The organism is Pseudomonas sp. ATCC 13867, from assembly GCF_000349845.1.
Lineage (GTDB): Bacteria > Pseudomonadota > Gammaproteobacteria > Pseudomonadales > Pseudomonadaceae > Pseudomonas.
This window is the reverse complement of the sequence record NC_020829.1, coordinates 792,241-816,612: the sequence shown is the minus strand read 5'-3', so window position 1 is coordinate 816,612 and position 24,372 is coordinate 792,241. Positions and strand designations below refer to the sequence as shown.

The following is a 24,372-nucleotide window of genomic DNA, read 5'->3' as shown; positions in this document are numbered from 1 at the left end:
ACCCATTCACCAGGCGGGCAATCTCCGCGCTTTGCGCAAAACCGGAAACATTCAGGAATAATTATCAATCTTTGCTCCGCACGTAAAAGCTCAAGAACAGTAGAGACTCAGACGGCAACACCTCTCACACAACAGAGTAAATAACAGCATGACCCCCATCATCACCTGGGTATCATTAATCATTTCCGCGCTCATGCCGATTCATGGCTTCGCGGCCGAAGCCGATTTCGTCACAATCGTTAGCGCAGCGACGAAGGACCAGCCAATTCCGGATGCCAACGTCCACCTGCAAGGGAAAACCCATCCGAATACAAGTGCAACGACAGACTCCCTCGGAAGAGCGTTGCTTGACTCAAAGTCGCTTGCTGACAGCACCGCGCAGATCATGATTCTCAGAGAGGGGTACGCCGTCTTCCAAGACAATTGTCCCTGCGAGAACCGGACATTTGCCCTCAGTCCCAACCAGCAAGGACAGGACAGCATCCGAATCGTACTGATGTGGCAGGGAAAAGCGTGGAACCTTGAAGGCCATCTGCGTTATGCAAGTGCCCATGTTTATTATGGTAAAATGAAATCCTCCGACGCCTCGCTTGATGTCGACTCCTACAACCGCACCGGACCAGTCAGCATCAGTATTAACCCCAGGCGAAGCGGAGAAACCTACGTCTATGGAGTTTATTACAGTGGGAACATGAGGGACCTGACGGAGCAGACACGACTCACAGAAAGCAATGCAAAGGTATTTGTTTACACCGGATCAAAGCTGACCCGAACCTTTGAAGTCCCCAAAAATCAAAAAGGAAACCTGTGGACAGTCTTTCGACTCACCGAACAAGGCGCGATCGAAGATATAAATCAATTTAAAATGACCAATATCGATACCGCCGACCTCCTCGAAGACACCCTGCAGGAAGGACTGATCGCTCAAAGCATTATCGATGTCAGTGACGAACAACGCGAGCAGGCCAAGCAACTCAACAGTCAAGGTGACAAAGCTTATCGTGCGGGAAACACAAGTAAAGCCATTCAACTCTACGAACAAGCGATAAAACTCGATCCGCGCGATGGGCAAGCCTACAGCAACCTGGGTATCGCCTATCAGAAATCCGGAAAACTTGCCGAATCGATCAGTGCTAACCGTCGAGCAATCGCACTCGCCAGGGGTCCCAGTACCGGGCTGATTCGAGCTGGATCTTATTATAACGTCGGCAGGCTGTATGAGAACTCTGGGCAATTTGAGAATGCCGAGGAAAACTACCGAGCGGCTTGGCGCGAGAACAACAGAAACATAGTTTATTACGACGCAATCATTAGAGTGCGCAAACAGCTATTAGCTCTCGGAAAGAAGGTATTTTGACCCCGCATCCACCACTGCAAGCGTTGCCTGGTGGGGAACGTACCTCGCAGTACATGCAATACAACGTGATGTTCCCTGCGCAGCGGCGACAAAGCAGAAATGCTCTCGCCGCCGACTTCAGCGTGAACTGGTTACAGGCTCTGCGATGACCGCCACTATTTGCCCACACCCCCCGTCTCTGCTAGTGTCGCGAGGTTTCCGAATACCCCGCCGAGATGTCCGTATGGCCCGCAAGAAAGCTTCCCTCGACTTCGAACAGTCCCTCGCCGAGCTGCAAACGCTGGTGGAGCGCCTGGAAAGCGGCGAGCTGTCGCTGGAGGACTCGCTGGGTGCGTTCGAGCAGGGCATCCGCCTGACCCGCGACTGCCAGGCGGCGCTGACGCAGGCTGAGCAGAAGGTGCAGATCCTGCTGGAACGCGACGGCGAGCTGAGTGAAGCGCCCTTCGATCCGGAAGGCGACGAAGCATGATCGACGGGTACCAGGCGCGCTGCCAGGCGCGTGTCGATGCTGCGCTGGAAAAACTCTTCGTCGCCCCCCGTGAAGAACTCACCCGCATCTATGCCGCCATGCGCTACAGCGTGGTCAACGGCGGCAAGCGCGTGCGTCCGCTGCTGGCCTATGCGGCCTGCGAAGCCCTGGGTGGCGAGGTCGAACGTGCCGATGGCGCGGCCTGCGCGGTGGAGCTGATCCACGCCTATTCCCTGGTGCACGACGACCTGCCGGCAATGGACGACGACGATCTGCGCCGCGGCCAGCCGACCACCCACATCGCCTTCGACGAAGCCTGCGCGATCCTCGCCGGCGACGGCCTGCAGGCGCTGGCGTTCGAGGTGATCGGTAACGCCGAGCTGAATCCGCAGGAGGCCCAGACCCGCCTGGACATGCTGATGATCCTGACCCGCGCTTCCGGTTCCGCCGGGATGGTCGGCGGGCAGGCCATCGACCTGGAGTCGGTAGGCCGCATGATCGACCAGGCGGCGCTGGAGACCATGCACCGGCACAAGACCGGCGCGCTGATCGAGGCCAGCGTGCAGCTCGGCGCCCTCGCCAGCGGCCGCGCCACGACCGAGGCGCTGGAAGCCCTGCGCCGCTATGCCGAGGCCGTGGGCCTGGCGTTCCAGGTGCAGGACGACATCCTCGACGTGGAAAGCGACACCGCCACCCTCGGCAAGACCCAGGGCAAGGACCAGGCTCACGACAAGCCGACCTACCCCGCCCTGCTCGGCCTCGACGCCGCCAAGGCCTATGCCCTCGCCCTGCGCGACCAGGCGCTGGCCGCGCTGGAAGGTTTTGGCGACAACGCCGAGCCGCTGCGCGCGCTGGCCCGCTACATCGTCGAACGCCGCAACTGATCGCCCGGCACGCGCATTGCGTGTGCAAATCCCGTGAGGCACCCATTGCGATGACCGCTGGCCGGTGCTTCACTGCATGACGGGGATTTCGTATACCATATCCGACATCTGCCACCTGACCGGACCGCATCGTGCCGCTACGCAACGCCCCCAACCTGGGTATCGTTCCCTCCGCCTCGGAGACCATCGCCAAGCACCTGCGCGAGGCGATCATCTCCGGCCAGATGGCGGAGCACGAGCCGATCCGCCAGGACGACATCGCGCAGATCTTCAACGTCAGCAAGATCCCCGTGCGCGAGGCGCTCAAGCGCCTGGAAGCCGAGGGCCTGGTGGAGTTCCAGCGCAACAAGGGCGCGCTGGTGACGAAGATTTCCGAGCCGGAACTGGCGCAGATGTTCGAGGTGCGTGTGGTGCTGGAAGTCCAGGCGCTGCGCCTGGCGATCCCCAACATGAGCGACGCGACCTTCGCCCGCGCCGAGAGCATCTGTGCCGAGTTCGTCGGCGAGGATGACATCGGCCGCTGGGCCGAGCTGAACTGGCAACTGCACGCCTGCCTCTACGAGCCGGCGCAGCGGCCGTACCTGGTGGGGCTGATCCGCTCGATCCACGACAAGGTGGAACGCTACCTGCGCCTGCAGATGAGCATGTCCGACGGCAAGGAACGCGCCGACCATGAGCATCATGACATCCTCGACGCCTGCCGCGCCGGCGATGCCGACCGCGCCGCGCGACTGCTGGAAGAACACATCAACGGCGTCTGCCGCACGCTCTACGAGCACCTGCCGAATCGCCCCACGCCGAGCTGACCGAAAACTATCGCTGTGCCGATTTCATCATCGGCCCGGCGGAAAACCCTCAAGCTGCAATCCCCGCCTCGCGCCACCCTAGGGTCAATCGCAAGACCACCTCAGGGGGCAGCATGAAACGCATCCAGGTTCTCGATTCCCATACCGGCGGCGAACCCACGCGCCTGGTGCTCGACGGCTTCCCCGATCTGGGCAATGGCAGCATGGCCGAGCGCCGCGCGCTACTGGCCAGGGAGCACGACAGCTGGCGCGCCGCGACCGTGCTGGAGCCGCGCGGCAGCGACGTGCTGGTCGGCGCGCTGCTCTGTGAGCCGGTGGACCCGAGCGCCTGCGCCGGGGTGATCTTCTTCAACAACACCGGCTACTTGGGCATGTGCGGCCACGGCACCATCGGCCTGGTGGTTTCGCTGGCGCACCTGGGGCGCATCGGCCCGGGCACGCACAAGATCGAGACGCCGGTGGGCAGCGTCGAAGCGACCCTGCACGACGACCGCTCGGTGAGTGTGCGCAACGTCCCCTCCTACCGCTACCGCAAGCAGGCGCCGGTGGATGTGCCCGGCCACGGTCTGGTGCACGGCGACATCGCCTGGGGCGGCAACTGGTTCTTCCTGATTGCCGATCACGGCCTGCGTGTGGCCGGCGACAACCTCGACGAACTGACCGCCTACACCGTCGCCGTGCAGAAGGCGCTGGAAGACCAGGGCATCCGCGGCGAGGACGGCGGGCTGATCGACCATATCGAGCTGTTCGCCGACGATCCCGACGCGGACAGCCGCAACTATGTGCTCTGCCCCGGCAAGGCCTACGACCGCTCGCCCTGCGGCACCGGCACCAGTGCCAAGCTGGCGTGCCTGGCGGCCGACGGCAAGCTCGCCGCCGGGGAGTCCTGGCGCCAGGCCAGCGTGATCGGCAGCCAGTTCGAGGGCCGCTTCGAGTGGGCCGGCGCGCCGGGCGAAGGACGGATCATCCCGACCATCCGTGGCCGGGCCAACATCAGCGCCGAAGCCACCCTGCTGCTGGAAGAGGACGACCCGTTCGCCTGGGGCATCCGCCCGTGAGCGATGCCGACATCATCGTCATCGGCGCCGGCATAGTCGGCTCCGCTTGCGCCCACGCTCTGGCCTGCCGCGGGCTCGATGTGCTGGTGCTGGACGCACGCCTGCCCGGCGCCACCGCGGTCGGCATGGGTCACTTGCTGGTGCTCGACGACAACGCCGCCGAACTGGCGCTGAGCAACTACTCGCTGCAACGCTGGCGCGAGTGGGGCCACGACATGCCCGCCGAATGCGCCTACCGCAGCAACGGCACGATGTGGCTGGCCGCCAATGATGAAGAGATGGCCGAAGCGGAACGCAAGTTCGCCGTCCTGCGCGAGCACGGCGTCGCCGCCAGACTACTGAACAACGCCGAGCTGCAGCAGGAGGAACCCGAGCTGCGCAGCGACCTGCACGGCGGGCTGGAGATCACCGGCGACGGCATCCTCTACGCACCGCGCGCCGCCGCCTGGCTGCTGGAATCGGCGCTGAAACCGATCCGCCAGCGCCAGGCGAAAGTGGTGGAGATCGACGAACCCCGCGTGCGCCTCGACAGCGGCCAGTGGCTGAGCGCCAGGGCCGTGGTGCTGGCCAACGGCATCCAGGCCGGCGAGCTGTGCCCCGGCCTGCCCATTGAGCCGAAGAAGGGCCACCTGCTGATCACCGACCGCTACCCCGGCAAGGTGCGCCGCACCCTGGTCGAGCTGGGCTACGTGACCAGCGCACACAATGCCAGCGGCCCCTCGGTGGCCTGCAACATCCAGCCGCGCCCCACCGGCCAGCTGTTCATCGGCGCCTCGCGGCAGTTCGGCACCACCGACCCGCAGGTGGAAGGCTGGATGCTGGCGAAGATGCTGCGCCGCGCCGTGGATTACATGCCGGGCCTCGCCAACCTCAACGTGATCCGCAGCTGGGCGGGCTTTCGCGCCGCCAGTCCCGACGGCATGCCCCTGGTGGGCGAACACCCGCAGCGCCCCGGCCTGTGGCTGGCGGTCGGCCATGAAGGCCTGGGTGTGACCACCGCCCCCGGCACCGCCGACCTGCTCGCCGCGCAGCTGTGCGATGAGCCGCTGCCGCTGGCGGCCGAACCCTATTCCCCGCACCGCTTCCTCGGAGCCAATGCCCATGCCTGAGCTGATCCTCGACGGCCGCTCGCTGCGGGTCGCCGCCGGCACCACGGTCGCCGCTGCGCTCGCCCTGGGCGGTGACGGCACCACACGGACCTCGGTCAGCGGCCAGCGCCGCGCGCCACTGTGCGGCATGGGCGTCTGCCAGGAATGCCGGGTGAGCATCGACGGCCAGCGTCGCCTGGCCTGCCAGACCCTGTGCCGCGACGGCATGCAGGTGGAGACCCGCCCATGAGCGCTGCGGCCGATATCGTCATCATCGGTGCCGGCCCGGCCGGGCTGTCCGCCGCCCTCGCTGCCGCGCCGAGCAGCGCCAACATCGTCATCCTCGACGACAACCCGCTGCCCGGCGGGCAGATCTGGCGCGACGGCCCCAATGCACAGCTGCCGCGTGCCGCCGTCGAGCTGCGCGAGCAAGTTGCCGCCTGCGCCAATATCAGGATTCACAATGGGACGCGCGTGGTCGCGCTGGCTGGCGAGCGCGGCCTGTTGCTGGAAGACTTCGAGCGCGGCTGGCGGCTGGACTACCGCAAACTGATCCTCTGCACCGGCGCCCGCGAGCTGCTGCTGCCCTTCCCCGGCTGGACGCTACCCGGCGTCACCGGCGCGGGCGGCCTGCAGGTGCTGGTCAAAGGCGGCGTGCCGGTCGATGGGCAGCGCGTGGTGATCGCAGGCAGCGGCCCGTTGCTGCTCGCCAGCGCCGCCACTGCCCGCACCAACGGCGCGAAAATCCTGCGCATCGCCGAGCAGGCGTCCTGGCCTGCACTCGCGCGTTTCGCCATGAAGCTGCCGCGCTGGCCGAACAAACTGCTGCAGTCCTTCGGCCTGTACGACCCGGCCTACCGCGCTGATAGCCATGTGGTCGCCGCCCTGGGTCGCGATCAGCTGGAAAGCGTACGCATCAACCAGGGCGGCAAGCTGAAGGAAATCGCCTGCGACCGGCTAGCCTGCGGCTTTGGCCTGATTCCCAACGTGCAGCTCGGCCAGGCGCTGGGCTGCACGGTGAACGACGGCGCGATCCGCGTCGATGCCTGGCAGGCGAGCAGTCGCGATGGCATCTACGCGGCGGGCGAATGCACCGGTTTCGGCGGCTCGGAGAAAGCCCTGGTGGAGGGCCGTATCGCTGGCCACGCCGCGGTGGGGGAACACGACCGCGCCCGCGAGCTCTGGTCGCAGCGCCAGCGCTGGCAGGGCTTTGCCGACGCCCTGAAGCGCAACTTCACCCTCGACCCGCGCCTGAACCAGTTGGCCCAGCCGGACACCCTCGTCTGCCGCTGCGAAGACGTGCCCTACTCGGCGCTGGCCGACAAACCCGACTGGACTGCCGCCAAGCTCGCCAGCCGCTGCGGCATGGGCGCCTGCCAGGGCCGCGTGTGCGGCGCAGCGGCGAAGCAGCTGTTCGGCTGGCAACCGCCGTCCCCGCGCCCGCCCTTCAGCCCGGCGCGGGTAGAGACCCTGTTGCAGCTCGCCGAAGACTGAAGGAGCAGGCTACGACGTGGGAGGCTCAGCTCAGGCAGAACACGCGCAGGCGATGACCATCCGGGTCAAGCGCGGTGAAGGTGTAGCCGAAATCCATCTGCGTCGGCGCCTGGACGATCTCGACGCCATGCTGCTGCCAGTCCCGGTGCAGGCGCAGCACTTCGGCGTGGCTCTGCACCGGGATCCCCAGTTCACTGCCGCCGGCTTGCGTATCAGCACTCGGCTGCACGTCAGTACGCGTCCAGAGGCCGAATTTCAGACCACTGTCGAAGACAAACAGCGCAAAGGTCGATGCGCTTTCTACCGGATCGCGCTGCAGCAGTTCGGTGTAGAAGCCGGCGCTGCGCTCGGCACTGTCGACGTAGAAAATGAGCATGTTCGGACTGACCATGGATAACTCCTTCCTGTTAAATGAGCCGGCCTCATTGCCGGCCACTACAGGCTATGGCGAGCCACTGTCAGTTTCTGGCAGCAGTCATTCACTGCGCCGCGATGGCATGGCGCGCGTACCAGTCCTTGAGCAGCGCCTGGCGCCGGCGCGGGTAGCGCTCCGCCAGACTGCCGACCCGCTCCATACGGTCGAGCCGGAAGTGCCGCAGGTCCTCACGCAGCTCGCACCAGGCCATCACTACCCGGGCCTGCTCGAAGTAGCCCAGGCCGAACGGCCAAACCACCCGCTCGGTGAACTGGCCAGCGGCGTCCCGGTAGGCAAACTGCAGCTTGCGCTGCTGGCGGATGCAGTCCCGCACCTGGCCAAGCAATTCGTCAGATACCCCGTCCACGGGGCGGCTGCCCACCAGCAGGGCGTTGCTCTCCAGTTCCAGGCGCAGGTTGGCCGGCAGCACCGAGCCGACCTTGGCCAGCACGTCACGCGCGGCCGACGCCAAGCTCCGGTCGCCATGCCGGCTGACCCAGCGCATGCCCAGCACCAACGCCTCGATCTCTTCCAGCGAGAACATCAGCGGCGGCAGTTCGAAGCCCGGCCGCAGCACGTAGCCGACACCTGCCTCACCTTCAATATTGGCGCCCTGCTGCTGCAACGTGGCGATGTCCCGATACAGCGTGCGCAGGCTGACGCCCAACTCCTCGGCGAGCTGTCGTCCGGATACGGGCAGGCGATGGCGCCGCAGGACTTGCAGCAGGTCAAGCAGGCGCTGGGCTCGGGACATCGTCAGTACTCAGAGGGGAAAAATCGGCCCGCTACTCCAGCACGCCGACGCAGTGCGGACAACTGCAAGGAATCGACACATCCAAACCTCGTAGGGCACATAACGCCTCGAGCGTTATCCACCACTCGCCGCCGCTTCGGGGCCAAGGCGGCGGATAAAGCGTGCCGCTTTATCCGCCCTGCGAGTTGACAGCGACCCACCACCTCGCCACTTTGCACCGTACCTTTCGCCATGTTCCGACAGCCGACCCGCTTCCCGATGCACGACCTGATCCCCCAGGGCGCCCGCGACCTGGACAGCCTGCTGCAGACTTTCCGGCAGATAGCCCCGCTGCTCGATGCCATGCCCGGCGTGGTGTTCTTCATCAAGGACACCGCGGCGCGCTACGTGCTGGTCAACCAGACCCTGGCCCGGCGCTGCGGCGTGAAGGATGCCAGCGAACTGCTCGGGCGCACCGCCGAAGAGGTCTTCCCCTCGCGCTTCGGCCCGGTCTACACCGAGCAGGACCGCCGCGTACTGGAAACCGGCGGCCAGCTCAGCGACCAGTTGGAGCTGCACCTCTACCTCGGCCGCCAGCCCGGCTGGTGCCTGACCCACAAGCTGGCGCTGCGCGATGCCGGCGGCGCGGTGATCGGCATGGCGGGGATTTCCAGCGACCTGCAGGCGGCGCAATCCACGCATCCGGCCTATCAGCGCCTGGCGGCGGTGGATGCCTATATCCGCGAGCATTTCGACAAGCCGATCAATCTCGGCGAGCTGACCGAGCTGGCCGGGCTGTCCGTCGCCCAGCTCGAGCGCCACTGCAAGCGCATCTTCCAGCTCACCCCGCGGCAGATGATCCACAAGGCGCGCCTGGGCGCGGCCACCCGCCTGCTGGGCGAAGACCTGCCGATCACCGAGATCGCCCTGCGCTGCGGCTACACCGACCACAGCGCCTTCAGCCGGCAGTTCCGCGCGCTGACCGGGCTGTCGCCGACGCAGTACCGCGATTCCCAGACCGCTCCCAATCACTTGTAGGAGCGCCCCGTGGGTGCGATCGCGAGCATGGCCCATTCCGGCGGCGAATCACGAGCCCCATCGTAGGGCGGATAACTCCTACGGCGTTATCCGCCATCAGTCCAGCCGCGGAATGGCGATAGAGCGTGCCGCTTTATGCGTCCTACGAGATCCATACGGCGCATTCCTGATCGGTTCGCGAGCAAGCTCGCTCCCACGAAAAGCCATCCCTCTGTAAGAGCGAGCTTGCTCGCGAACACTTTCCACCCCGATCCGCAGAAACCCGCCGAGTGCTCCCATAAGGGGCAACGAAACGCGCTCCTGCTTCATTTGGTAACAGCGCGCAGAACCCGCCTACGGTTGATTCGCAAGGCTCCCAGCAACCAGCCCCCAAACACCGGGCTCTGCGACCCACGGGTCACGCCCGAGCGGTTTCTGGCACATGCCTTGCTCTAAAAAATATCGTATACGAAATCCATAATACAAAAACTGCTGCACAACACTGACTCAGAGAGGCCCCCATGAAATTCAGTCGAATCGCTGTCGCCCTCACCGCTGTTGCCAGTACTTTTCTCGTCGGCCAGGCCCAGGCCGACAAACTCGACGACATCATCGAGTCCGGCAAGCTGCGCTGCGCCGTCACCCTGGACTTCCCGCCCATGGGTTCGCGCGATGCGCAGAACAATCCGGTCGGCTTCGACGTGGACTACTGCAACGACCTGGCGAAGGTACTGGGCGTGACCGCCGAAGTCGTCGAGACGCCCTTCCCCGACCGTATCCCCGCGCTGGTCTCCGGCCGCGCCGACGTGATCGTCGCTTCCACCTCCGACACCCTGGAGCGCGCCAAGACGGTCGCCATGACCATCCCTTACTTCGCCTTCCAGATGGTGGTGCTGACCCGCGAGGACACCGGCATCACCAAGTACGACGACCTCAAGGACCGTCCGGTGGGCAACACCAGCGGCACCTATGAAGCTATCGCCCTGGAGAAGGACGTGAAGAAGTGGGCCGGCAAGGGCAGCTTCCGCGCCTACCAGAGCCAGAACGACACCATCCTCGCCGTCGCCCAGGGCCACATCGACGCCACCGTGGTGACCAACACCGTCGCCGCTTCCACCTTGAAGTCCGGCAAGTACAAGGGCCTGAAGGTCGTGGGCAATGCGCCCTATGTGATCGACTACGTCTCGCTGGCCGCCGCGCGCAACGAGTACGGCCTGATCCATTACCTCAACCTCTTCGTCAACCAGCAGGTCCGCACCGGCCGCTACGCCGAGCTGTACGAGAAGTGGGTGGGCGGCGCACCGGTCGATCTCACCGTTCCGAACGTGTACTACTGACAGCGGGTGCGACATGTCTTCGATGCAGGCTTCAAGGGTGCGGGACTCACGCCTTACCGGGCGGGTCCTGATGGGGGGTAGCGCCGAAGGGGCGCTGCTCCATGCCGACACCGGGCTGAGCTTCTGGGGAGGCGTCGAGCCTTTCACGGGCGAGATCATCGACCGCCACCATCCGCTTTCGGGCAGCTTCCTGCCCGGCAGGGTGCTGGCGATTCCCAGCGGACGCGGCTCCTGTACCGGCAGCAGCGTGATGCTGGAGATTCTGCTCAACGGCCATGCGCCGGCAGCGCTGCTGCTGGCCGAGCCGGATGAAATCCTCACCCTCGGTGTACTGGTGGCGCAGGCGTTGTTCGGCCGCTCCATCCCGGTGCTGTGCCTGGGTAGCGAGGGTTTCGAGCAGTTGGCCGCGGGCGGCTGGGCCCGTATCGAAGACGGTCAGGTAACACTCACCGCCGAGCGCCCTGCCGATGGTTGGCAGGGCGTAATGGCCAGCGATGCCGGCCCGCTGCCGGAAGGCCTGGCGTTGAATGCCGGCGACCACGAGCTGCTCGACGGCAAGCACGGCAAGGCCGCCCAGGCCGCCATGCAGATCGTCCTGCGCATGGCCGCGCTGCAAGGCGCAAAAGACCTGCTCGATGTCGCCCAGGCGCACATCGACGGCTGCATCTATACCGGCCCCGCGAGCCTGCGCTTCGCCCGCCAGTTGGCGGACTGGGGCGGCAAGGTGAAGGTGCCGACCACCCTCAATTCCATCTCCGTGGACCACCGCCGCTGGCGCGAGCTGGGCGTCGACAAGGCCTTCGGCGAACCCGCCGCCGCGCTGGGCGATGCCTACATGGAGATGGGCGCGCAGATGAGCTACACCTGCGCGCCCTACCTGCTGGACAGCAAGCCGAGCCTGGGCGAACAGGTGGTCTGGGCCGAGTCCAACGCCGTCGTCTACGCCAACAGCGTGCTCGGCGCGCGGACCCTGAAATACCCGGATTACCTCGACATCTGCATCGCCCTCACCGGCCGCGCGCCGAACGTCGGCAGCCACCGCGACGAAGGCCGGCTGGCCACGCTGCGGATCGATGTCGAGCTGCCGTCCACCCACGACGAGTCGATCTTCCCGCTGCTCGGCTACCACATCGGCGAGCTGTGCGGCTCGCGCATCCCGGTGGTCGACGGCCTGCAGCCGCTGGCCCCGGACAGCGATGCGCTGAAAGCCTTCGGCGCGGCCTTCGCTACCACCTCGGCCGCACCGATGTTCCATATCGCCGGGGTCACCCCGGAAGCGCCGGACGCCGCCACCGCCCTGGGCAACCAGTCGCCGCTGCAACACCTGCGCGTTACCCCGGCGGACCTGATCGCCTCCTGGCGCGAGCTGGACCACGCCAGCGAGCCGACCGTGCAACTGGTATCGCTGGGCAACCCGCACTTCTCCGCCAGCGAATGCGCCGATCTCGCCAGGCTGGTCGCCGGGCGCCGCAAGCATCCGGGCGTCGCGCTGGTCATCACCCTCGGCCGCGCCGTGCAGGAAAAGGCCCGCGCCGCCGGCGACGTGAAGGTGCTGGAGGACTTCGGCGCGCAACTGCTCAACGACACCTGCTGGTGCATGATCGGCGAGCCGGTGATCCCGCCCCAGTGCACCACGCTGATGACCAACTCGGCGAAGTACGCCCACTACGGTCCGGGCCTGGCCGGGCGCCAGGTGCATTTCGGCAGCCTGGCCGCGTGCGTCGAGGCGGCCTGCAGCGGGCGCGGTGACGGCGGTGTGCCGCACTGGCTGAGCGAGGGGGTGCGCTGATGTTCAACTACAGCTTCCACTGGCGCTCGGCCTTCAAGGCCCTGCCGGACATGCTCGGCGGCGCCTGGGTGACCCTGGAGACAGCCGCGCTGTCGATGATCCTGGGCGTGCTCATCGCGCTGCTGCTGACCGTCATGCGGCAGATGAAGAACCCGCTGCTCAAGGGCTTCGCCGACACCTGGGTGTCCATCGCGCGCAACACCCCGTCGCTGTTCCAGATCTACATCCTGTACTTCGGCCTGGGTTCCTTCGGCCTGCACGTCAGCTCCTGGGTGGCGCTGCTGGCGGGGATCACCTTCAACAACGCCGGCTACCTCGCGGAGAACTTCCGTGGCGGCCTCAAGGCCGTGCCGGACACCCAGATGCGCGCCGCGCGCTCGCTGGGCATGAGCGCCTTCCAGGCGTACCGGATGATCATCGTTCCGCAGCTCTTGCGCATCGTCTATTACCCGCTCACGAACCAGATGGTCTGGGCGGTGCTGATGACGTCGCTGGGCGTGGTGGTGGGCCTGAACAACGACCTCACCGGCGTGACCCAGGACTACAACGTGCGCACCTTCCGCACCTTCGAGTACTTCGCCCTCGCGGCGGTCCTCTACTACATCATCGCCAAGGTCATCGTGGCGGTCGCCCGCCTGTTGAGCTGGCGGTTGTTCCGCTACTAGGAGAAGCGCGCATGTTTTCCACGAGCTTCACCGTCAATGATCTGATGTTCCTGCTGCAAGGGGCCTGGGTCACCGTCAAGCTGACCGTCGGCGCCATGCTCATCGGCACCCTCGCCGGCGTCGTGCTGGGCTGGCTGCGCGCCGCCCTGCCACGCGCCACGATGCCGGTCGGCTGGTTCCTCGACATCTTCCGCAGCGTGCCGCTGCTGATCCAGTTCGTGCTGTTCAACTCGCTGAAAAGCATCGTCGGCCTGAACTGGAGCGCCTTCACCGTCGGCTGCCTGGTACTGGGCATCTACGCGGCGGCGTTCTGCACCGAGATCATCCGCAGCGGCATCCTCGCCGTCGGTCCGAACATCCGCCGGGCGAGCCGCTCGCTGGGTCTGACCTACTGGCAGGACCTGCGCTACATCGTGCTGCCGCTGGCCGCGCGGGTGGCCTTCCCCGGCTGGCTGAACCTGGTGCTGGGGGTGATGAAGGACACCGCGCTGGTCATGTGGATCGGCATCGTCGAACTGCTCCGCGCCTCGCAGACCATCGTGACGCGCATCCAGGAACCCCTGCTGGTGCTGTGCGTCGCCGGGGTCATCTATTACCTCATGAGCTGGGTCGTGGCGCGCCTCGGTGCCCGGCTGGAACAAAGGTGGCAGGAAAATGATTGAAATCGACAACGTGCACAAAGCCTACGGCGATCTGGAAGTGGTCAAGGGCGTGAGCCTGACCGTGAAGAAAGGCGAGGTGGTCTCGATCATCGGTGGCTCGGGTTCGGGCAAGTCCACCCTGCTGATGTGCATCAACGGCCTGGAGCCGATCCAGCGCGGCAAGATCCGCGTCGATGGCATCGAGGTCCACGCCAAGACCACCGACCTGAACAAGCTGCGGCAGAAGATCGGCATCGTCTTTCAGCAGTGGAACGCCTTCCCGCACCTCACCGTGCTGGAGAACGTCATGCTCGCCCCGCGCAAGGTGCTGGGCCTGTCCAAGGAAGCGGCCGAAGCGATGGCGGTGAAGCAGCTCAAGCATGTGGGCCTGGGCGACAAGCTCAAGGTGTTCCCGCAGAAGCTTTCCGGCGGGCAACAGCAGCGCATGGCGATCGCCCGCGCGCTGGCCATGTCGCCGGACTACATGCTGTTCGACGAAGCCACCTCGGCGCTCGATCCGCAACTGGTGGGCGAGGTGCTCGACACCATGCGCCTGCTGGCCGAAGAGGGCATGACGATGGTCCTGGTGACCCATGAAATCCGCTTCGCCCGCGACGTGTCCGACCGCGTGGCGTTCTTCCGCGAAGGACTGGTGCACGAGATCGGCACACCGGAGCAGGTGATCGGCAACCCGCAGCGGGCGGAGACGGCGGAGTTTCTGCGGTCGGTGAACTAGGCCGTCGGTAAACAAGAGATAGGAGCCCCTCACCCTAGCCCTCTCCCGCAAGCGGGAGAGGGGACCGTTCGGTGAAGGATGAAACCACAGCGTCAGCCAGCACGACCTGCCCCCTCTCCCTCTGGGAGAGGGCTGGGGTGAGGGAAGGCCAGCGGCACAGATTGAGGAGACAGCCATGCGTTCAAGCAAGATCATCCACGTGGTCAGCTGCCACGCCGAAGGCGAGGTCGGCGATGTCATCGTCGGCGGTGTCGCCCCGCCGCCGGGCGACACCGTGTGGGCGCAGTCGCGCTTCATCGCCAGCGACAACGTGCTGCGCAACTTCGTCCTCAACGAGCCGCGCGGCGGCGTGTTCCGCCACGTGAACCTGCTGGTGCCGCCGAAGGACCCGCGCGCGCAGATGGCCTGGATCATCATGGAGCCGGCCGACGTGCCGCCCATGTCCGGCTCCAACTCGCTGTGCGTCAGCACCGTGCTGCTCGACAGCGGCATCCTGCCGATGCAGGAGCCGCAGACGCGCCTGACCCTGGAAGCCCCCGGCGGGCTGATCGAAGCGGTGGCCGACTGCAAGGACGGCAAGGTGCAGCGCGTGGAAGTGCGCAACCTGCCCTCCTTCGCCGACAAGCTGGACGCCTGGATCGAGGTGGAAGGCCTCGGCTCGCTGCAGGTGGATACCGCCTACGGCGGCGACAGTTTCGTGCTCACCGACGCCCACAAGCTGGGCTTCACCCTGCACGCCTCGGAGGCCGCCGACCTGGTCGCCACCGGCCTGAAGATCACCCGGGCGGCGAACCAGCAACTGGGCTTCCAGCACCCGGAAAACCACGACTGGGCGCACATCTCCTTCTGCCAGCTGACCGCTCCGGTGGAACGCGTCGATGGCGTGCTGCACGGCCGCAACGCGGTGGTCATCCGCCCCGGCAAGATCGACCGCTCGCCCTGTGGCACCGGTTGCTCGGCGCGCATGGCGGTGCTGCATGCCAAGGGCCAGCTGAAGGACGGCGAACGCTTCGTCGGCCACTCGATCATCAATTCCACATTCCACTGCCGCATCGACGGCCTCACCAGCGTCGGCGGCAAACCGGCGATCCACCCGTGCATTTCCGGCCGTGCCTGGATCACCGGCACCCACCAGCACCTGCTCGACCCGTCCGACCCGTGGCCCGAAGGCTACCGGCTCTCGGACACCTGGCCGAACGGCTACTGATTCCCCCCTTTCAACCCTGACTCGCCGCGCAGCGGCATCCGACGACGAAATTTCAGGCAAACCTCACTGAACTTTCGTATACGAAATACGACAATTGGAGACAACCATGAGCAAGAAGGTCAATTGGAGTGGCGTGTTCCCCGCGGTGACCACTCAGTTCAACGACGATTTCTCGGTCAACCTGGAAGCCACCCACAAAGTGATCTCCAACCTGGTGCGCGATGGCGTGTCGGGCCTGGTGGTGTGCGGCAGCGTGGGCGAGAACACCTCGTTGTCCATCGAAGAGAAGATGGCCGTCACCGAAGTCGCCAAGGACGCTTCCGGCGGCCGCGTGCCGGTGATCTGCGGCATCGCCGAGTTCACCAGCCACGGCGCCTCGCAGGTGGCCAAGGCGGTACAGAAGGTCGGCGTCGACGGCATCATGGTGATGCCCGCGCTGGTCTACTCCTCCAAGCCACATGAAACCGCCGCGCACTTCCGCAGCGTGGCCACCAGCACCGACCTGCCGGTGATGGTCTACAACAACCCGCCGATCTACAAGAACGACGTCACTCCGGACATCCTCATCTCCCTGGCCGACTGCGAGAACATCGTCTGCTTCAAGGACAGCTCCGGCGACACCCGCCGCTTCATCGACGTGCGCAACGAAGTCGGCAACCGCTTCATCCTCTTCGCCGGCCTCGACGACGTGGTCCTGGAGAGCATCGCGGTGGGCGCCGAAGGCTGGATCTCCGGCATGTCCAACGTCTTCCCGCAGGAAGGCGAGACCATCTTCCGCCTGTGCAAGGCCGGTCGCTATGAAGAGGCCATGCCGATCTACGAATGGCTGATGCCGATCCTCCACCTCGACGCCCGCCCGGACCTGGTGCAGTGCATCAAGCTCTGCGAAGAGATCGCCGGCCGCGGCACCGCCCTCACCCGCCCGCCGCGCCTGGCGCTGCAGGGCGCTGATCGCGAGCACGTGGAGACGATCATGGCCAAGGCGCTGGCGAACCGGCCGAAGCTGCCGGATGTGGGGCTTTAACCGGACCACCCTCACCCCCGCCCTGGCTGCGCGCCCCGATCCAGAGGGAGAGGGAGTAGGTCGTGCCGGCTGACGCCCAGGCTTCAGCCGGCACGGACGGTCCCCTCGCCCTCCGGGAGAGGGGCAGGGTGAGGGGCTCTTTCGCTATCGCACCCTTCGACGATCAGAGACGCCCAACATGACCGCCCAGAACTTCATCGCCGGCCAGCGCATCGGCACCGGCACCGTCCGCCTGCAGAGCCTCGACGCCAGCACCGGCGAAGCCCTGCCCCGCGAATTCATCCAGGCCACCGAAGCCGAAGTCGACGCCGCCGCCCGCGCCGCCGAAGCCGCCTTCCCGGTCTACAACGCGCTGTCGCCGGAACGCCGCGCGCAGTTCCTCGACGCCATCGCCACTGAGCTCGAAGCCCTTGGCGATGACTTCATCGCCACCGTCTGTCGCGAGACCGCGTTGCCCGCCGCACGCATCCAGGGCGAGCGGGGCCGCACCGCTAATCAGATGCGCCTGTTCGCCAAGGTCCTGCGCCGTGGCGACTTCCTCGGCGCGCGCATCGACCGCGCATTGCCCGAGCGCCAGCCGCTGCCGCGTCCGGACCTGCGCCAGTACCGCACCGGCGTCGGCCCGGTGGCCGTGTTCGGCGCCAGCAACTTCCCGCTGGCCTTCTCCACCGCCGGTGGCGACACCGCCGCGGCGCTGGCTGCCGGCTGCCCAGTGGTGGTGAAGGCCCACAGCGGCCACATGGCCACCGCCGAACTCGTCGGCGAGGCGATCACCCGCGCGGCCGAAGCCACCGGTATGCCAGCCGGCGTGTTCAACATGATCTACGGCGCCGGCGTCGGCGAGCCGTTGGTCAGGCACCCGGCGATCCAGGCGGTCGGCTTCACCGGCTCGCTCAAGGGCGGCCGCGCACTGTGCGATCTCGCCGCCGCGCGCCCACAGCCGATCCCGGTGTTCGCCGAGATGAGCAGCATCAACCCCGTCCTCGTGTTGCCCGCCGCCCTGGAAGCACGCGGCGAGAAAATCGCCCGCGAGCTGGTGGATTCGGTGGTCATGGGCTGCGGCCAGTTCTGCACCAACCCCGGTCTGGTGATCGGCATCGCCTCGCCGGCGTTCAGCCTGTTCGTCGCCAACCTGATCGCCGAGATCGGCCAGCGCCCGGCGCAGACCATGCTCAACGCCGGCACCCTGAAGAGCTACGAGAAAGGCATCGCCCGCCTGCTTGCCCATCCCGCCGTGCGCCACCTCGCCGGCCAGCCGCAGGAGGGCAACCAGGCGCTGCCGCAGCTGTTCCAGGCCAAGGCCGAACTGCTATTGGCAGGCGAGGAGTTGCTGCAGGAAGAAGTCTTCGGCCCGACTACCATCCTCGTCGAGGTGGCCGACGAAGCCGAACTGCGCCACGCGCTGGACGGCCTGCACGGCCAGCTCACCGCCACCCTGATCGCCGAAACCGAGGACCTGACGCACCTCGCCGCATTGGTGCCGGCGCTGGAGCGCAAGGCCGGGCGCCTGCTGATCAACGGCTACCCGACCGGCGTGGAAGTCTGCGATGCGATGGTCCACGGCGGGCCGTACCCGGCGACCTCCGACGCGCGCGGCACCTCGGTCGGCAGCCTGGCCATCGACCGCTTCCTGCGCCCGGTGTGCTACCAGAACTACCCCGACGCGCTGCTGCCCGATGCGCTGAAGGACGCCAACCCGCTGGGCATCGCCCGGCTGGTGGATGGCGAGACGACGCGCAGCGCGGTGACTCGCTGAGTACGGGAATGAACTGTCGGCCAGTCCCGCGCCAATGCTCAGCCCCGGCCTTGCGCCGGGGCTTTCTTGTGCACAGCTTTTGCTCTTCGTAGGGCGCATAACGCGCCAGCGTTATCCGCCGAGCCGTGTTCTTCGCAGGAGCGAGCTTGCTCGCTAACCAACCAAGCAGCGGAGCCAAGCTGTTCGCGAGCAATATCGATGGCGTCCCCCTCGCTCCTACAAGGACGTCGCGTTATTCCAACAATTTGCGCAAATCGGCATACAGCGAATCGCTGATCTCCACACCTTCTGCCAGGCTGCGCTGGCGCGCCGCGAAACGCCGCTGCGACGGCAGGCGCGCGCCCATGTCGACGATGGAGTCGAACAGCTTCTCCGCCCGCGCCAGATGCTGCGGAGCGTCCGCGCCGAGGAAGCGCGCCGGGTCCAGCGCGATCAGCAGTTCGCCGTGATAGGGCGAGGACCTGGTGCCCTCGTCGAACACCGAGGATTCCGCGCTGGTCAGGTCGCCGATCAGCGGACCGGCAATCAGCTCGACCATGGTTGCCAGCGCCGAGCCCTTGTGTCCGCCGAAGGTCAGCATGGCGCCCTCGAGCACCGCGCTCGGGTCGGTGCTGGGGCTGCCCTGGGCATCGATACCCCAGCCCAGCGGGATCGACTTGCCCTCGCGCTCGTGCAACTGGATTTCCCCGCGCGCCACCACTGTGGTGGCGAAGTCGAAGACATAGGGATCGTTCTCGCCACGGGGCCAACCGAAGGCGATGGGATTGGTACCGAACAACGGTCGGGTTCCGCCGGCCGGCGCCACGTAGGCCTGGGCCGGGGTGACCGCCAGCGCGACCAGGCCCTGGGCGGTGATCCGCTCGATCTCCACCCACAGGGCCGAGAAATGCACGCAATGGTTGATCGCCAGCGCCGCCAGGCCCTGGCTGCGGGCCTTCTCCGCCAGCTTCGGCAGGCCCAGGTCGAAGGCGCACTGGGAAAATCCGCCCTTGGCATCCACGCGCACCAGCGCGGGCGCAGGCTCGGACAACTCCGGCACGGCATCAGGCACCACCTTGCCGGCGCGCACCGTGTGGATGCAGCCCAGCAGTCGCCAGACCCCGTGGGACGTGCAGCCATCGCGTTCGCCGGCCAGCACGGTATCGGTCACCGCCTGTACGTGGGGTTCGCTGAAGCCGTTGTGGCGCAGGATCGCCACCGCCAGTTCACGCAGTTCATCCAGACTCAATCGGATCACGCCGTCCTCCTCGATCCCTGCCAATCGTTTCCGCCCGCTGCGGCAATCCGCCACCGGGCCGGGGCTGAGTCTACAGTGGCCGCTCAGGCCCCATCCCGCTTGCGCGCAATCGGCGACCGTGACGACGATTTCGGCACAGCGGGGTAGCCACGATCCGACCATCCGGTCGTCCGAAGGATTGGCCCCACGTTGCTTGGGCCAATCCGGAGCTTCGGGTAAACTTCCGCATCTTTGCCTTCTCATAACGATCAGCCTGATGCCCACGACGTTTCACGAGATTCCCCGCGCGCGCCCTGCCACGCCCCTGCTCGACCGCGCCAGCACGCCGGTCGAGCTGCGTCGCCTGGGCGAAGCGGAGCTGCTGACCCTCGCTGACGAACTGCGCCAGTACCTGCTGTACAGCGTCGGCCAGACTGGCGGGCACTTCGGCGCAGGCCTGGGCGTCATCGAACTGACGGTCGCCCTGCACTACGTCTTCGACACCCCGGACGACCGTCTGGTGTGGGACGTCGGCCACCAGGCCTACCCGCACAAGATCCTCACCGGTCGCCGCGAGCGCATGGGCAGCCTGCGCCAGAAGGACGGCCTGGCCGCCTTCCCGCGCCGCTCGGAGAGCGAGTACGACACCTTTGGCGTCGGTCACTCCAGCACCTCCATCAGCGCCGCGCTGGGGATGGCCATCGCCGCCCGCATGCAGGGCTCGGGCCGCAAGTCGGTGGCGGTGATCGGCGACGGCGCACTGACCGCCGGCATGGCCTTCGAGGCACTCAACCACGCGTCGGAGGTCAAGGCCGACATGCTGGTGATCCTCAACGACAACGACATGTCGATCTCCAACAATGTCGGCGGCCTGTCCAACTACCTGGCCAAGATTCTCTCCAGCCGCACCTACAGCAGCATGCGCGAAGGCAGCAAGAAGGTGCTCTCGCGCCTGCCCGGCGCCTGGGAGATCGCCCGCCGCACCGAGGAATACGCCAAGGGCATGCTGGTCCCCGGCACGCTCTTCGAGGAGCTGGGCTGGAACTACATCGGCCCCATCGACGGCCACGACCTGCCGACCCTGATCGCCACCCTGCGCAACATGCGTGACCTCAAGGGCCCGCAGTTCCTCCACGTGGTGACCAAGAAGGGCAAGGGCTTCGGCCCGGCCGAGATCGACCCGATCGGCTACCACGCCATCACCAAGCTCGAACCCGAAGGCGCTCCCGCCCATGCCGTGCCGAAGAAGGCCGGCGGGCCGAAGTACTCCAGCGTGTTCGGCCAGTGGCTGTGCGACATGGCCGCCCAGGACCCGCGCCTGGTCGGCATCACCCCGGCGATGAAGGAAGGCTCGGACCTGGTCGCCTTCGCCGACAAATTCCCGGACCGCTACTTCGATGTCGCCATCGCCGAGCAGCACGCCGTGACCCTCGCGGCCGGCATGGCCTGCGACGGCGCAAAGCCCGTGGTGGCGATCTACTCCACCTTCCTGCAGCGCGGCTACGACCAGCTGATCCACGACGTCGCGGTGCAGAACCTCGACGTGCTGTTCGCCATCGACCGCGCCGGTCTGGTGGGCGAAGACGGCCCGACCCACGCCGGCAGCTTCGACCTCTCCTACCTGCGCTGCATCCCCGGCATGCTGGTGATGACCCCCAGCGACGAGAACGAACTGCGCAAGCTGCTCACCACCGGCCATCACTTCGAAGGCCCGGCGGCGGTGCGCTACCCGCGCGGCACCGGCCCCAACGCTCCCATCGAGGCGGCGCTGGCACCGGTCGAGATCGGCAAGGGCGTGGTTCGCCGTGAAGGCAAGGCCGGCAAGGTCGCCTTCCTGGTGTTCGGCGTGCAACTGGCCGAAGCGCTGAAAGTGGCGGAGCAGTTCGATGCCACGGTCGCCGACATGCGCTTCGTCAAGCCGCTGGACGAGGAACTGGTGCGCCAGCTGGCCGCCAGCCACGAGCTGCTGGTGACCGTCGAGGAGAACTCGGTGATGGGCGGCGCCGGCGCCGCCGTCAGCGAATTCCTCGCCCACGAGAACCTGCAGCAGCCGATCCTGCACCTGGGTCTGCCGGACTACTACGTCGAGCACGCCAAGCCCGCGCAGATGCTCGCGGAGTGCGGGCTAGACGCCGCCGGCATCGAAGCCTCGGTGAAGGCGCGCCTGGAGGCCCTCGGCAAGCGCTGAGGCCGATCGGCGCATCCCTCCCCTGGAGTATTGCCAGTGACGGGCGCACCGACTAAGGTGCGCCCGTTTTCGTTCGAGGTAACGGGAAGCAGGTGAAAGACCTGCGCTGCCCCCGCAACGGTAACCGACGCGCCCCTTAAGGAGCGCAGCATCGCCATCCGCCACTGCTGAATGCGGGAAGGCGGCGATGTGACGTCGGCAGCCCGGAGACCGCCCTCGACGCGATCCGACAGGTGTTGCGGAGGGCATCACCGTCAAGTGCGGTGCCCCTGTCCGCCCTTGCCACGCCCTCCTCGAAAGTCATCCGACCGCTTTTGAGGACGCTCCATGAAACTGACCCGACTCGCCCTGGCCACCAGCCTGCTGCCCGGCATGGCCTTCGCTGCCAGCGATATCTACTCGCTCTCCGACCAGGTGATCACCTCCGCACGCCAGGCCCAGCCGCGCGCCGAAGCCACTTCGGCCAACAGCGTATTCACCCGTGCCGACATCGAGCGGCTACAAGTGCGCAGCGTTCCCGCCCTGCTCGCCCGCGTGCCCGGCGTGCAGATGGGCAGCTCGGGCGGCGTGGTCTCGTACTCCGTGCGCGGCACCAGCACTGCGCAGACCCTGGTACTGGTCGACGGCCAGCGCGTCGCTTCGGCCAGCAGCGGCATCGCCCGCCTGGACTACCTGAGCATCGACAGCATCGAGCGCGTCGAAGTGACCCGCGGCCCGCGTTCCGCGCTGTACGGCGCCGACGCCATCGGCGGGGTCATCCAGATCTTCACCCGTCGCGGCGAAGCCGGCCTGCACCCCGAAGTGCGCCTGGCTGCCGGCAGCCACGGCACCTTCGAACGCAGCCTGAGCCTGTCCGGCGGCGACGAGCAGACCCGCTACAACCTCGGCGGCAGCCTCGACGAGAGCCAGGGCTGGGATCGCACCAGCGACAACGTCGGCGCCGACAACGATCACGACGCCCAGCGCAACAAGGCCGTGCACCTGAACCTGGACCACCACTTCAGCGAAGACTGGAAGGCCGGCCTGAACCTCAACGACCAGCGCGGCAAGAACGAATACGACGACGCCTACAACTTCGAGCCCGGCCGCCCGCAGGACAAATTCCGCGTCAGCAGCTACAGCGCCTACCTCGACGGCCAGATCTCGAAGATGTGGAACAGCCGCCTGGAACTGGGCCGCAGCTTCGACCGCAACAAGGCCGTGGGCGCCGCCGACAGCTGGAACAACGGCACGCTGGAAACCACCCGCCACTCGGCGAGCTGGATCAACCGCCTGCAACTGGACGACGCCAACCAGCTGGCGCTGGGCACCGACTGGTACGAAGACAAGGTCGACGGCACCACTGCCTTCGCCGACGACCAGCGCAGCAACCGCGCCTTCTTCGCCCAGCACAGCTTCAAGGGCGACAGCTTCGGCACCGAGCTGGGTATCCGCCACGACAACAACCAGGCCTACGGCAGCCAGAACAGCTGGAACGCCGCCTTCAGCCTACCGGTGGGCGACAGCCAGACCTGGATCGCCAGTTACGGCGAAGGCTTCCGCGCGCCGACCTTCAGCGACCTCTACTACCCCGGCGCGAGCAACCCGGACCTCAAGGCCGAGACCTCGAAGACCTACGAGCTGCAATGGCGTGGGGGCATCGAAGGCACGCACTTGGAAGCCTCGCTGTACCGCACCGAGATCGACGACATGATCGCCTGGGACAGCACCAGCAATCAGCCGGAGAATATCAACAAGGCGCGCATCAATGGCTTCGAAGCCAGCATCGCCCGCGACGTGCTGGGCTGGCAGGCCGCGCTCGGCCTGAGCCTGATCGACCCGCGCGACCGCGACACCGGCCACACCCTGCCGTATCGCGCGCGCCGCACCCTGAGCCTGGACCTCGATCGCCAGTTCGGCGCCATCGGCCTCGGCGGCACCTGGCGTGCGGTCAGCCAGCGCTACGACGACGCGGCCAACACCCGCGAGCTGTCCGGCTACGGCGTGCTCGACCTGCGCACCAGCTGGCTGGCCAGCGACGAGATTCGCTTCGACCTGAAGCTGGATAACGCCCTGGACCGCGACTACACCCTGGGCGACTACCTGCGCCCGACCAGTCCAATGGACTTCATGGGCGAAGCCCGCCCCTACCGCGAACCGGGGCGCACCGCGCTGCTGGCGGTGACCTGGACGCCGGAGCTGTAAGGGAAGCGGCCTGACGGCCCCTCACCCTGCCCCTGGCTACGCACCCGCTCCGGAGGGAGAGGGACTGTCCTGGCAGGCTCAAGATTCGGCGCCCTCTCCCCTTGGGAGAGGGCTGGGGTGAGGCGCACCGGTATCGAACAGAGCCTCCGTAGGAGTGGATTCATCCGCGATGCTCCTGCGTGGCCGACACCAATCGCGGACGAAGTCCGCTCCTACGCCGGGCCTGTGGAATGGTGGGAAGTCGGTTCGCGAGCAAGCTCGCTCCTACAAAAAGCGGCCCGGTGTAGCTCCGATGTCTCAGCGCGTGC

Annotated in this window: 22 protein-coding genes and 1 riboswitch; of the genes, 19 read left to right on the top strand and 3 right to left on the bottom strand. The window is 66.5% G+C overall.

Going from position 1 to position 24,372, the window contains the following annotated elements:
• Positions 1-148 precede the first annotated feature (148 nt).
• The 8 genes from H681_RS03820 (at position 149) to H681_RS03785 (ending at position 7,156) form a co-directional block, all read left to right on the top strand.
• Positions 149-1,357 carry a tetratricopeptide repeat protein gene (locus H681_RS03820; protein ID WP_015475515.1) on the top strand — a complete coding sequence of 403 codons (1,209 nt, stop codon included), beginning with the start codon at positions 149-151 and terminating at the stop codon, positions 1,355-1,357.
• A gap of 223 nt (positions 1,358-1,580) precedes the next feature.
• Positions 1,581-1,826 (top strand): exodeoxyribonuclease VII small subunit, encoded by a 246-nt coding sequence (locus H681_RS03815; protein WP_015475514.1) that lies wholly within the window; start codon positions 1,581-1,583, stop codon positions 1,824-1,826.
• The gene (gene ispA / locus H681_RS03810) at positions 1,823-2,710 is read left to right on the top strand and encodes a (2E,6E)-farnesyl diphosphate synthase (RefSeq protein WP_015475513.1); all 888 of its coding nucleotides are present in this window, start codon (positions 1,823-1,825) and stop codon (positions 2,708-2,710) included. Before H681_RS03815 ends, ispA begins: the two co-directional genes overlap by 4 nt.
• 131 nt (positions 2,711-2,841) lie before the next feature.
• Positions 2,842-3,516, top strand: a complete 675-nt coding sequence (locus H681_RS03805; protein ID WP_015475512.1) for a GntR family transcriptional regulator — start codon at positions 2,842-2,844, stop codon at positions 3,514-3,516.
• Positions 3,517-3,629: 113 nt separating this feature from the next.
• Positions 3,630-4,574: a 4-hydroxyproline epimerase gene (locus H681_RS03800; protein WP_015475511.1), complete on the top strand. Its 945-nt coding sequence runs from the start codon at positions 3,630-3,632 to the stop codon at positions 4,572-4,574.
• Complete coding sequence (locus H681_RS03795) at positions 4,571-5,683, top strand: NAD(P)/FAD-dependent oxidoreductase (RefSeq protein ID WP_015475510.1); 1,113 nt, start codon at positions 4,571-4,573, stop codon at positions 5,681-5,683. Before H681_RS03800 ends, H681_RS03795 begins: the two co-directional genes overlap by 4 nt.
• Positions 5,676-5,912 (top strand): 2Fe-2S iron-sulfur cluster-binding protein, encoded by a 237-nt coding sequence (locus tag H681_RS03790; protein WP_015475509.1) that lies wholly within the window; start codon positions 5,676-5,678, stop codon positions 5,910-5,912. Before H681_RS03795 ends, H681_RS03790 begins: the two co-directional genes overlap by 8 nt.
• Positions 5,909-7,156: an NAD(P)/FAD-dependent oxidoreductase gene (locus H681_RS03785; protein WP_015475508.1), complete on the top strand. Its 1,248-nt coding sequence runs from the start codon at positions 5,909-5,911 to the stop codon at positions 7,154-7,156. Before H681_RS03790 ends, H681_RS03785 begins: the two co-directional genes overlap by 4 nt.
• A gap of 25 nt (positions 7,157-7,181) precedes the next feature.
• Here the strand turns inward: H681_RS03785 and H681_RS03780 are convergent, their stop codons facing one another.
• Together H681_RS03780 and H681_RS03775 are read right to left on the bottom strand one after the other, a co-directional pair.
• Positions 7,182-7,547 (bottom strand): VOC family protein, encoded by a 366-nt coding sequence (locus H681_RS03780; protein ID WP_015475507.1) that lies wholly within the window; start codon positions 7,545-7,547, stop codon positions 7,182-7,184.
• Positions 7,548-7,635: 88 nt separating this feature from the next.
• Positions 7,636-8,325 carry a helix-turn-helix transcriptional regulator gene (locus tag H681_RS03775; protein WP_015475506.1) on the bottom strand — a complete coding sequence of 230 codons (690 nt, stop codon included), beginning with the start codon at positions 8,323-8,325 and terminating at the stop codon, positions 7,636-7,638.
• Positions 8,326-8,556: 231 nt separating this feature from the next.
• Here H681_RS03775 and H681_RS03770 point away from each other — a divergent pair, with 231 nt between their 5' ends.
• The 9 genes from H681_RS03770 to H681_RS03730 all read left to right on the top strand — a co-directional run bounded on the left by H681_RS03770 (position 8,557) and on the right by H681_RS03730 (position 18,476).
• Complete coding sequence (locus H681_RS03770; protein ID WP_015475505.1) at positions 8,557-9,342, top strand: AraC family transcriptional regulator; 786 nt, start codon at positions 8,557-8,559, stop codon at positions 9,340-9,342.
• 500 nt (positions 9,343-9,842) lie between these two features.
• A complete protein-coding gene (locus tag H681_RS03765) occupies positions 9,843-10,658 on the top strand; it encodes an ABC transporter substrate-binding protein (RefSeq protein ID WP_015475504.1) in 816 nt (271 codons plus the stop codon).
• Positions 10,659-10,728: 70 nt separating this feature from the next.
• Positions 10,729-12,447, top strand: a complete 1,719-nt coding sequence (gene lhpI / locus H681_RS03760; RefSeq protein WP_015475503.1) for a cis-3-hydroxy-L-proline dehydratase — start codon at positions 10,729-10,731, stop codon at positions 12,445-12,447.
• Positions 12,447-13,112 carry an amino acid ABC transporter permease gene (locus H681_RS03755; RefSeq protein ID WP_015475502.1) on the top strand — a complete coding sequence of 222 codons (666 nt, stop codon included), beginning with the start codon at positions 12,447-12,449 and terminating at the stop codon, positions 13,110-13,112. The genes lhpI and H681_RS03755 overlap by 1 nt, the downstream gene beginning before the upstream one ends.
• 11 nt (positions 13,113-13,123) lie before the next feature.
• Positions 13,124-13,774: an amino acid ABC transporter permease gene (locus H681_RS03750; RefSeq protein WP_015475501.1), complete on the top strand. Its 651-nt coding sequence runs from the start codon at positions 13,124-13,126 to the stop codon at positions 13,772-13,774.
• On the top strand, positions 13,767-14,489 hold the full coding sequence (locus H681_RS03745; protein ID WP_015475500.1) for an amino acid ABC transporter ATP-binding protein: 723 nt from the start codon (positions 13,767-13,769) through the stop codon (positions 14,487-14,489). The genes H681_RS03750 and H681_RS03745 overlap by 8 nt, the downstream gene beginning before the upstream one ends.
• 175 nt (positions 14,490-14,664) lie before the next feature.
• Complete coding sequence (locus H681_RS03740; RefSeq protein ID WP_015475499.1) at positions 14,665-15,696, top strand: trans-3-hydroxy-L-proline dehydratase; 1,032 nt, start codon at positions 14,665-14,667, stop codon at positions 15,694-15,696.
• A 106-nt stretch (positions 15,697-15,802) separates the two neighbouring features.
• Positions 15,803-16,720 (top strand): dihydrodipicolinate synthase family protein, encoded by a 918-nt coding sequence (locus tag H681_RS03735; protein ID WP_015475498.1) that lies wholly within the window; start codon positions 15,803-15,805, stop codon positions 16,718-16,720.
• Positions 16,721-16,898: 178 nt separating this feature from the next.
• Positions 16,899-18,476 (top strand): aldehyde dehydrogenase (NADP(+)), encoded by a 1,578-nt coding sequence (locus tag H681_RS03730; protein ID WP_015475497.1) that lies wholly within the window; start codon positions 16,899-16,901, stop codon positions 18,474-18,476.
• 232 nt (positions 18,477-18,708) lie between these two features.
• Here H681_RS03730 and H681_RS03725 read toward each other — a convergent pair whose 3' ends face one another.
• Complete coding sequence (locus H681_RS03725; RefSeq protein ID WP_041711712.1) at positions 18,709-19,713, bottom strand: Ldh family oxidoreductase; 1,005 nt, start codon at positions 19,711-19,713, stop codon at positions 18,709-18,711.
• Positions 19,714-19,969: 256 nt separating this feature from the next.
• Here H681_RS03725 and dxs point away from each other — a divergent pair, with 256 nt between their 5' ends.
• On the top strand, positions 19,970-21,880 hold the full coding sequence (gene dxs / locus H681_RS03720; RefSeq protein WP_015475495.1) for a 1-deoxy-D-xylulose-5-phosphate synthase: 1,911 nt from the start codon (positions 19,970-19,972) through the stop codon (positions 21,878-21,880).
• A 28-nt stretch (positions 21,881-21,908) separates the two neighbouring features.
• Positions 21,909-22,113, top strand: a riboswitch (cobalamin riboswitch).
• A gap of 94 nt (positions 22,114-22,207) precedes the next feature.
• A complete protein-coding gene (locus H681_RS03715; RefSeq protein ID WP_015475494.1) occupies positions 22,208-24,064 on the top strand; it encodes a TonB-dependent receptor domain-containing protein in 1,857 nt (618 codons plus the stop codon).
• The last annotated feature ends 308 nt before the right edge of the window (positions 24,065-24,372 follow it).